Raw genomic sequence first — 10,473 nt, forward strand, 5'->3', positions numbered from 1 at the left:
ATGCGCAAACTCAACAATAAAGTCATTATCTGGCCGATATACTTTGACCAAAACCGGAGCCGAAAAGAAGGCCGCCGTATTGCTAAAAATCAAGCTGTTCTTTTGCCTAAAATAGTGGAAATTAAAGAAGCCGCGGATAGGGTGGGGCTTAAAAACGAGATTAACCTTGAAGCGCATTATCCCAAAATGCCCTGGGCAAAAATGGGTATGCTTATTGTGGAGAAACAAGAAAACAAGGAAGCTATAATTAAGAAACTCTCCAAGCATTTGATAAAGATTAAAAATCAGCAGGCATCAGAGCAACCTACTAAACGAAAATAAAGTTAGACAAAAATAAAAATTAAAAATTTAGGCTTTTTCTTTGCCTATGAGTAGGGCGTTTATGACGCCGTCGCTTCCGGGCCGGCTGGTAACTTTTGCCAAGCCAAGGGCTGTTTCGATTTCTGCGCCTTTTGTGATGACACCGCGCCGGTTATAGTCTACGTTGGCTCCGTTGCGAACTACGCGGACGATTTCAGATTTTTCTGTTGTTCCGGTTTTGGGGTCAGTTACTGAGGCGTATTTGTCAGTTAGAACTTTGATTTTTGTGTTTCCGCCCAAAGTGCGACTAGTTTTGCGTTTAGGTGTGCCGAGCACTGTTTCTGCTGGGTATCCGCCGGCTTCGTACTTTTTCTTGGTGCGGTAAACGCGTTTTTTGCCGCCTGAAAGTTTCCTTTTACGTAAACTACTATGAGTAGACATATTCTACCATCTTTCCACTAAATTGCGTAGTCACTAAACTCGGAGATTCAATATAAACATACCGTTTCAGAGGAACCGTTCCATACGCCATCAAAATATACGACACAATTTCTAATTACTATGGGACAATCTCTTTTAAAACTCTAATTTATTTGACGAAAATGTTTTTAAACTTTCTTTAGCCCAGTTTATTGATTAAGATGAAGAAAGCAACAGTCTTAGCGTTTGCGAGCCTAACACTTTGTCTTACATTATTTGCTTTATTCACAGCCAATGCCTACACAGACCAATCAGTGGGTGTTAAAGAAGGGGACTGGATAGAATATGACATCACCACCACTGGAACAGGCAACGTGCCGCCATCCCATGATGTGCGATGGGCTCGAATGGAGGTTTTATCGGTTGATGGATCCGCGTTTTCTATAAATGTCAGCGTCATATACACCAACGAAACAAGGGGTAGCGCAGTCTGGAAATTCAACTTTACGGAAGGAAATACAGGCGGATGGACAGTCATCCCAGCCAATCTTAGCCCCGGCGACACGTTCTTTGACTACTCACAACCCCAAAACGTAACTATCCAGCGAGAAGAGCAAAAATCCGTGCTGGGCGCAACCCGGACTATAACGTGCGGAAATGATTCAATAAGACAGATCAAAGAATGGGACAAAGCCACAGGCTTCTTTATCGGATCAGTTGAAGTTGCTCAAAACTATACAAACCCAGATGGATGGTACTTTGATAACTTGACAACAACCATCAAAGCCACTGCCACCAACTTATGGGGCAGACAGATTTTTGGTTTGGAGCAATCAGTTTTTGCGCTAGTTATTTCAGGTTTAGTTTTTGTGGTTGTGACCTCAGTTTCAGCTCTGATTATTTGGCAACGAGAAAAAATAACAAAACTTAGTTTACGCTACCCTCTGCTATCAAAACGAATAATCTCGGCCGCCATAATTGTGGGCGTTGTGGTATTCTCCGCTATAGTCGTACCCTCAATTTGGATGAACATGGGTTTGAGTACCACAGAAACCAACATGATTATGCAAAGTGTCTGGTTGAGCCTGCTTTTGGTAAGCCTGGGATTTAGAAAAATCGGCAAACATTTCATATATGGCCTTTTGATGGCTACTGTGATTATTGCCACGTTGATTAGTTTTGCCTCAGTTATCGCGATGTGGTCGCCCTCAGACAGCAGTTCAATGTCAACCTATGTCAACTCACCGCTCAAAATCGCAGAATTTATTGCACATGGCGTACTTTCACTCCCAGCACTCGCACTCGGAGTTTGGTTTATCGCCCTTTGGCGTCCCAACGCAACCACTGACTCAGCAAAAATCAACAAGATAGTAAAGCTGATGATAATTCTATGGATACTGTCCTATATAGCAGGTATAGTAGGATACGTATTGGACTACACAACACTACTAGGTACCTACTAACCACCCAAAATTATACACGTTAACTGTAGAGGTATCTTTTGTGTTCTCCAGAAATGTTTTCTTGTTTTCCAGTGTGCCTTACGCTTGGGGTTGGGTGAAAATTGGGTCATTAGGGTTAACACAACCCTCCGCCTTGCTTTTAATGGCTTCTCTGAGCACTTTTTTGATTGTTTTAGAGCGGATCGTTACATATTTTTTCGCGAGATGTATTTGGCTTCAGTTGAGTTGTTTGAACTACTTGCATATAACACACATATCAAAGGCGAACAATAAAACAATAAAGATTTTCTCAAATATACAGATGAGAAAAAACAAACACGCAGAGTAAAATGAAATGGTGAGGCCTCCCGGATTTGAACCGGAGTCTATAGAGCCCAAGTCTACAAGCCTAGACCAAGCTAGCCGAAGGCCCCAAACCATTGATGCAACACTATCTCCTCGCTACATCCATAAAAACCTTATCAAACTAAAGAACAAGTTTACCCTCCCTACAAACCAACCATAAAAACATCTTTAAACAAAAAAGCAAAATATATGAACATCAAACATCATCCGCCGCGATACAAGAGAAAAAAACGAGAAAAGCTATAGCTCGGTTTAGCAGCAACCGATAAATCCACAGAAAACCACGGGGTGAACAAGTATTTATGGAATAATTTAAAATAACCCCACTTGTTTATATCAGAGAAACGTACAACTGAATAGACAAGGAAGCAAAAAGACATGAGCGGAGAAGGCGACCCATTCTGGGCTTCATTATATGAAAGGATCTTTGGAATAGTCCTCATAATAATCGGCGCAGTACTACTCTACCTTACAGCTACAAGTGCAATAGGCGGATTTGGTTTGCTGTTTGGATTCCTCAGCGTTGTTTTACTGATAGCAGGCATCGTTCTGCTTCTTATAAAGCCAGCTGAGTAAGGCTTATTCTCTTTTTTCATTTCTGATTCTACAAACAACAACAGTACACCACTCAAGTTACCATTAGACGCACACCTTCTTCAACGGTTAAGGAGCCTGCGTGTAAACAAAGGTTGAAAAGCGAGCTAAAACACAAAAGTATATGAGGATATTTATAAGCCGAAAGGCATACAATCAACTTTAAACCCGGAGGAAACTGATTTGCCCATACGCCAGCCGATAGTTTGTGTTCTTGGACATGTAGATGCAGGCAAAACTTCATTGCTTGATGAACTGCGCAAAACTAATGTACAGTACCGTGAGGCAGGCGGCATGACTCAGCATATAGGCGCCAGCTTTTTCCCTGTGGAAACACTCAAGCAACTCATCGGACCCTACATGGGCAGTTTCAAAACAGGAATTGAAATTCCAGGTTTACTCATAGTAGATACACCGGGACATGAAGCATTTACAAATCTGCGCCGCAGAGGCGGAAGCGTTGCTGACATCGCCATACTTGTCGTTAACGCTATACGAGGATTTGAGGCCCAAACCTTTGAATGCATCGAAATCCTCAAAGTTCGAAAAACCCCCTTCATCGTAGCAGTTAACCAAATTGACCGCATCCCAGGCTGGAAAGCACAGAAAAATACACCATTTCTAAAGTCATATGCATCTCAACCCAGTTTCATCCAAGAAGAATTCAACAACCGCCTCTACCAAGTCATGGGCGACTTTAGCCGGCTTGGATTTAAAACCGACCGCTTCGACCACATCCGCGACTTCACCCAAAACATCGCCTTAGTACCTACAAGCGCTAAAACCGGCGAAGGCCTATCTGAACTTATCATGGTACTGGTTGGATTAACCCAACAATTCCTCAAAAAACGCCTCCAAACCACTGATGGACCCGCCAAGGGCGCCATTTTGGAAGTAAAAGAAGAACCCGGCTTAGGTTTAACCCTAAACTCAATTATCTACGATGGCACCCTACACAAAGATGATATGATAGTAGTCGGCGGAAAAGACGGCCCGCTCTCTACACGTATCCGCACCATACTTGTACCCAAACCATTAGATGAAATGCGTGATCCACGAGACAAATTTACAAGTGTTGAATCCGTCTATGCCAGCGCAGGAGTCAAAATCGTTGCATCTGACGTAGAGGGCGCTTTAGCAGGTGCACCCTTACTAGCAGTACCTGAGGGTGAAGAAGCCGAGAAGTACTGCAGCCTCATAACCGAAGAAATCGGTAAAATCCGCATAACCACAGAAACAGACGGCGTCATCGTTAAAGCCGACACCTTGGGCTCACTTGAGGCAATGGCAGAAATCCTCAAAGCCAACAACGTACAAGTCCGAAGCGCCGACATAGGCGACATAAGTAAAAGGGACGTCATAGAAGCCTCAGTAGTAAAACAACGAGAACCCCTAGTAGGCGCCATTTTAGCATTTGGCGTAAAAACGCTCCCAGACGCAGAAATCGAAGCCGAAACCAACGGGATCAAAATCTTCAACGACCCCATTATCTACAACTTGATTGATAACTATGTAGAATGGGTTAAAGAGAAACGTGAAAGCAAAAGTGAAGCCGAATTTGAAGCTCTCACCAAACCCGGCAAAATCATGGTTTTACCCAACTGCATATTCCGCCGTGCTAAACCTCTCGTAGCAGGTGTTGAAATCCAAGGCGGGAGACTAAAACCCAAGGTTTCACTAATTCGAGCAGAAGACGGCGCAGATCTTGGCGAAATTCAGCAAATCCAAGATAAAGGCAAAGCCATCGGTGAAGCAAAAAAAGGTGCACAAGTAGCAATCTCTATGGATAAACCCATATCAGGACGCCACATCTTTGAGCGCGATATACTCTATGTCAAAGTTTCTGAAAAAGATGCCCAAACACTGCTAACAACACAACTGGAGAACCTAACCTCAGAAGAACAGGATATACTCAAAGAATACGTGAATTTAATGCGTAAAAAAATTCCCTTCTGGGCAGGCACCACATAACCGTCTAAACAGCTAAAAAATAAACAGCATATATCACCCATAAAACAACAAGAGAGAACCGTAAAAATAACCTGCAGGAAACGACGAAGCACCGTCAGGCTATGTATTAAGCGATTACACTTCTATCAAGTTAGGACTAACTGTGTGATGTAGATTGGTTGTGCATGTACGAAGGGTTGGGTAAAACGGTAGGTAATTAGTTTTGTTTTTTGAAGCTTACGGCAGCATATCCAACAACGTTTGAGGGGTCACCTGTGATGTCGCCGCTGTTATGGTAGCTGAGTTGTTCTGCAGTTGCACATATATCTGCAGCATAGGTGATTAGACTGGTTATGGGCATAAATCCGCAGGCGGTAATGTTTTGGGTTTCTATGATATCATAGAAGCCCTTGGCGTCTAGAGCGGTGACTTTTTTTAGAGCGGCTTGGTCTTTTGCGGTTGCGGTTTTTGCGGGTTCGTAGTGGGTCATGTCAGAGGAGGCAATAACAAGGGTGTTGGTGGTGTCTATGGTTTTAGTGAGCGCGTGTCCGATTTCAAGTGCTGTTGTGTAGTCTTGGCTTTGGAAGCATATGGGTACAATTTTAAACGTGTTGCCGTAGAGGAATTGGAGGAAAGGGAGTTGTACTTCAAGGGAGTGTTCGAAGCGGTGGGCGAGTTCGTCGATGTCAAGGGTGGTGGTTTTGTTGAGCAGGGCATCGGCAGTGGTTGTGTCGATTTCTATGTTGCCAAGGGGTGTTTGCCAGAGGCCTTGGCGCATTATGGAGAGGGCGGAGCCGTAGCCGGTATGGTTAGGGCCTAGGAGTATAATGGTGTCGGGTTTGCCGTCCTGGGCTAGTTGATAAAAAGCTGAGGCGGCTACGGGGCCGCTGTACATGTAGCCGGCATGTGGACAAATTAAGCCCGCGATTTTTCGCGGGTGGTTTGTTTTGTTTATAGTTGGGAGGTTTTGTGGTCCAAGTTTGTGGAGAAAGCAGGAGGTAAGTTGTGCTTGGAGCGCTTCGGCGTTGCCTTCATAGAATTGTGATGCAACTATGGGACGCCGAATGCTGGGCAAACTTTTAGGTGTCCTCCTCGTCGTCACGTGTGACTTTAGCTTCGAAGTCTTCGATGCTAACCGAGGGGTCTTTGTCAGGGCCGATTTCGCCTCTTTCTCGTAGGACTTGGCGTGTTAGTAGCCAGAAGATGACTGCTAGTGCGCGGCGGCCTTTGTTGTTGGTTGGGATGACTAGGTCTACGCCTGCGAATTCGTTGTCGGTGCTACATAATGCTACGATGGGTATGCCGACGTCGCTTGCTTCTTTGACTGCTTGTGCATCTGCGCGGGGGTCAGATACGACGATGACTTCGGGGTCGATACGGTTTTGGTATTGGGGGTTGCTGAGTTGTCCGGGGATGAATCTACCGATGATGGGTGTGGCTCCGGTGAGTTTGCAGAACATTTTGACTGGTTCGTGTGCGTAGAGGCGTGTTGCGGCTACGGCGACTTTGGCGTGTTCGTAGCGTGAGAGGAATTTGGCGATTGTTCGGATGCGGTCATCTGTTTTTTTGACGTCTAAGACGAATAAGCCGTCTGGGCGAACCCGGTAGATGAAGGGTTCCATATCTAGGGTTTTCATTCGGGTGCCAATGTGAATACCTGCTGAGAGTAGGGTGTCTCTTGGCAGAAGTAAAGTTTCCTCGGGTGGAGTTTCCTGAGGTTCATCATCGTCTTCCTCAATTTCTTCTTCCTCATCGATGGATTCGGGGATATCTGGTTCGATGCTTTCTTCGTGGGAAACATCCTCAGCGGGTTCGATGCTTTCTTCTTGAGGAACAGTTTCAAAGGGTTCTGTTTGTTCCTCGCCAGTTTCCTCTATGGTTTCTTCAGGTAGGTTTTCTTTAACTTGGTCTTCAGACATTCTATTCATCTTCTCTTTAGTGTATGTTTAAGTCAGCCATTCGGGCGCGGCTGCCAAGGAAATGCTCGATGCGAATGAGCTCGTTTAGTTTGGCTATGCGTGTGCCTTCCACTATGCCTGTTTTTATGACGGGGCATCGGTAGGCTACGGCCAAATGAGCAATGTGCCAGTCGCATGTGTCACCGCTGCGGTGAGACATAACGGCGTCATAACCGTTGCTTTGTGCAGCCTGGATTGTTTCAGCTGCATCGGTTAATGTGCCTATCTGGTTGACTTTGATGATGATGGCATTTCCAGCGTTAATCTTTATTCCATTATTTAACCTTTCAGTATTGGTTGTGAACAAATCGTCCCCGCAAACCATGCAATTCTTCGCTTTATTAGTGAGCTCTGCAAAGCTGTCAAAATCATCCTCACTGAAGGGATCTTCGACATACGCAAGATGATACTTCTCAACTAGGCTAAGCAAGTACTCAAGTTGCTCTGCGGTATCACGCTTTATGCCCTCATTTTCATAGACATATTTTTCTTCTTTAGATTTCCAAAATGAAGAAGCCGCAACATCTATGCCAAATCGGCATTCAAAATCTAATTCATTACCAACTTCTTCACAGGCCCGCGCCATGACTTCAAATGCATCATCGGTAGTAATGTTGGCTATCCATGCACCCTCATCACTTTTACCGCCGTTAAAGGTAGTTGATTTCTTTTTAAGAACATCACCAATGCGCTTATGAATTTGAGCATTAGCAGTTTGAGCTTCCACAAAACTCTCTGCACCATAGGGCAAAGCCAAATATTCTTGGATACTGGGCACTTTGCCTCGTGCGTGTTGCCCACCGCTTATACAATTACCCAAAGGATAGGGCAGAGTGTTTGCAACATTACCCCCTAGAAACTCAAACAGAAGCCGATCATGACTGTTCGCGGCAGCTTCTGCGTTTGCAAGACTGATAGCAAAAGCAGTGTTTCCACCGATATTTTTGAAATCTTCAGTACCGTCAATCTCGTGGAGTGTGTTATCAATTTCTTCTTGGAAATCAGCATTTAACCCTGCAAGTTCAGGGGCAATCAATTCATCGACTTTTTTGATTGCCGCTTCCACACCACCTGTTGGATAGTAAACTACTTCAGTTTTACCACGGCTTTTACCTGCAGGAGCACCTGCACGACCAAAACCGCCAGCGGTGATAACATCAACCTCTATAGTCTCTTCTCCACGATTGTTAAAGATTTTTCGAGCAATGAGGTCCTCGATGATTGATGACACGCAACTATAACCTCAGACGCTATATTTTTGTCAGGGGCTTATTTTAGGTTTCGGAAAGACAACTTTACAATCACCACACATACAATCAGCAAGTTTCTTAGCAGATATTAACGCCAATACGATCCCAGGCAGAGTTTCCTATAAAAGAGAAACCAATACAAACCTTCTATAGAGAACACAAAGCCGCTTGTGGTGAGAAACCAAGTAATTGACTACGACAGCTACAATGTATTGAAAAATCGGGCTATAAAAAATAAAAAAATATGTAGCGGCCCTAAACGGCTTCTACGTTCTGGATTTCTGGAACCACTGCTTGGATGTGCGCTTGGATTCCATTTTTAAGTGTTATCTGTGACATGGGACAACATGCACAGTGACCGACTAAGCGCACCTTCACAGTTGATCCTTCGACTGCAACTAACTCTACGTCGCCGCCGTCCATTTGAATTTGAGGTCTTATATCTTCTAGAGCCTGCTGAACACGTTTCTCTACTGAATCAACCATAATATTCACTAATTTTAACCCAAACGGAACGGGCTATAAAAAAGCTTGCTGTTATACAGTGCATCTTAGACCCAAAACAACTTACACCAATAACTCTAATCCAAAAAGTTGCAGGACCGTTCAATCAATAGAACAACGACAAGTTTTTAGCATTCAACTCAATCGCATAGTTCCAGATAGAAATGAGAAAACAAGCAGTACTAACAGTCCTTCTGATACTTCTAGTCAGCATACCCCTTACCAGCTTCCAGCCAGTTGGGTCTGCTCAAACCACCACCGCTACCTATGAAACTTTAGCAGAGACCATAAACACAGTTCTAAGCGGTATTCAAGAAGAAAATTCACCTTGGAACGTTATCTATGACCAAATCTTCTGTCGCCAAAACACCATCGTTTATGACAACGCCATAACTAAAGCCCTAGACGACGAAAACTATCAAGAAGTCCTCTTTATAGCCCGCCTCGCCGAACTCAATGACTATAGCTCCCAAACCATAACTGCCAGCGTAAAGACAGCACTGGAGAACATACCAATGACTGGCAGCTTCCCCCTCACCTACACCGGCATAGATTTTCCAAACAGCTTCATCGTCTATGACCGCTATATGATAAACAGCTATAGATATGCTCAAGTGTTAGACGTACCCCACTGGAACATAACTGCGGCATACAATGACTTTACAAAAGCATACAATGCTCCGCCCCTCGGAAGCGCAAGCGGAGAAATGCTCTGGATAAACCCCCAACAAAACACAGCACGCTCATACAATTCGCGCTACTATGATGAACATGCAGAAACTCTAAGTATATTTCTGCTCTTTGCCCTAAACGGTGTTCCTAACGCCACAACCTACGCTGAGCATGCCTGGGAAAACACGCAAGACCACTGGGGCGGCAAAATTTACGGTTACGCAGGCAAAAATTCATATGTAGAATGCGAAATGGGCAATTTCGCTCAGATAATCACTCAATACCAAAACACTCAAGGCACAATTCCCTACTTCGACAGGGTTATCTCAGATTTAGAGAATAAACTATTGACTAACCAATACAGTTCTCCGGGATGGGGCAGTATCGGCGTCATTAAACATGCTGATACCAACAATCAATTAAGACTCTTCGAAACCATGGGCAACCTAATAGCATTACAAATGCTCTATACACAGTTTACGGAAGGCAACCAGACAAACTTTCAAAATATGCTAACTCAAGGCTGGCAGGGGCTTATAAGCAGCAGTTTGTTTAGCAACAACAAATTCAGCTTTATGGATATCAGCGCAGGCAGACCAGGCACATACAACGACGAAGCCTCTCTGCTGGGTGCCATGACCCTCTTTCTCTATGGCATAATACCCCAAACAGGAAGCTTATACATACCCGCCAGTGAGGAGAGATATCACGATTATCGAACATGCTTCCAAACAGAACAATGGCAATTTAATTATCCAAACCACTCAATCCGTATTCCCATAATCAAAGGAAATATTGCATTTATTTTTGGAACACAAAAAGTCACCCAAAATTTTCCTGAAAACGGAGTGTATGACATTCAATTTAGCAACGACTGGAACAGCATAACATCAATCTCGAAATCAGCCGACATTAACCCACCGCCATTACCACCACTCACCCCAACACCCACACCCACACCCACCCCAACACCCACACCCACCCCAACACCCACACCCACCCCAACACCCACACCCA

The 10,473-nt window shown here is 44.4% G+C and carries 9 protein-coding genes, 1 tRNA gene and 1 pseudogene; 5 read left to right on the top strand and 6 right to left on the bottom strand.

The features are described from left to right. Complete coding sequence (locus tag FWF39_RS06890) at positions 1–321, top strand: signal recognition particle subunit SRP19/SEC65 family protein (protein ID WP_343382706.1); 321 nt, start codon at positions 1–3, stop codon at positions 319–321. 27 nt (positions 322–348) lie between these two features. Here the strand turns inward: FWF39_RS06890 and FWF39_RS06895 are convergent, their stop codons facing one another. Beyond that, complete coding sequence (locus tag FWF39_RS06895; RefSeq protein ID WP_343382707.1) at positions 349–741, bottom strand: 30S ribosomal protein S8e; 393 nt, start codon at positions 739–741, stop codon at positions 349–351. A 200-nt stretch (positions 742–941) separates the two neighbouring features. Between FWF39_RS06895 and FWF39_RS06900 the strand changes: the two genes are divergently transcribed. Further along, positions 942–2,183, top strand: coding sequence for a hypothetical protein (locus tag FWF39_RS06900; protein ID WP_343382708.1), 1,242 nt, complete (start codon positions 942–944; stop codon positions 2,181–2,183). Between the two features lie 335 nt (positions 2,184–2,518). Here the strand turns inward: FWF39_RS06900 and FWF39_RS06905 are convergent. Beyond that, positions 2,519–2,596, bottom strand: a tRNA-Pro gene (locus tag FWF39_RS06905). A 310-nt stretch (positions 2,597–2,906) separates the two neighbouring features. Here FWF39_RS06905 and FWF39_RS06910 point away from each other — a divergent pair. Together FWF39_RS06910 and infB are read left to right on the top strand one after the other, a co-directional pair. Next, positions 2,907–3,104: a hypothetical protein gene (locus tag FWF39_RS06910; protein ID WP_343382709.1), complete on the top strand. Its 198-nt coding sequence runs from the start codon at positions 2,907–2,909 to the stop codon at positions 3,102–3,104. A 201-nt stretch (positions 3,105–3,305) separates the two neighbouring features. Next, entirely contained in the window at positions 3,306–5,093 is a 1,788-nt protein-coding gene (gene infB, locus FWF39_RS06915) for a translation initiation factor IF-2 (protein WP_343382710.1), read from the top strand. 196 nt (positions 5,094–5,289) lie between these two features. Here the strand turns inward: infB and amrB are convergent, their stop codons facing one another. From amrB to FWF39_RS06935, 4 genes are all read right to left on the bottom strand, one after another. Further along, complete coding sequence (gene amrB, locus FWF39_RS06920; protein ID WP_343382711.1) at positions 5,290–6,147, bottom strand: AmmeMemoRadiSam system protein B; 858 nt, start codon at positions 6,145–6,147, stop codon at positions 5,290–5,292. A gap of 4 nt (positions 6,148–6,151) precedes the next feature. After that, on the bottom strand, positions 6,152–6,991 hold the full coding sequence (gene rpsB / locus FWF39_RS06925; RefSeq protein WP_343382712.1) for a 30S ribosomal protein S2: 840 nt from the start codon (positions 6,989–6,991) through the stop codon (positions 6,152–6,154). Positions 6,992–7,007: 16 nt separating this feature from the next. Next, complete coding sequence (locus FWF39_RS06930; RefSeq protein WP_343382713.1) at positions 7,008–8,261, bottom strand: enolase C-terminal domain-like protein; 1,254 nt, start codon at positions 8,259–8,261, stop codon at positions 7,008–7,010. 274 nt (positions 8,262–8,535) lie between these two features. Continuing rightward, positions 8,536–8,766, bottom strand: coding sequence for a NifU family protein (locus FWF39_RS06935; protein WP_343382714.1), 231 nt, complete (start codon positions 8,764–8,766; stop codon positions 8,536–8,538). Positions 8,767–8,948: 182 nt separating this feature from the next. Here FWF39_RS06935 and FWF39_RS06940 point away from each other — a divergent pair. Beyond that, a pseudogene (locus FWF39_RS06940) lies at positions 8,949–10,473 on the top strand (hypothetical protein); the annotation flags it as partial.

The organism is Candidatus Bathycorpusculum sp., from assembly GCF_009778815.1.
GTDB classification, from domain to species: domain Archaea; phylum Thermoproteota; class Bathyarchaeia; order Bathyarchaeales; family Bathycorpusculaceae; genus Bathycorpusculum; species Bathycorpusculum hydrogenotrophicum.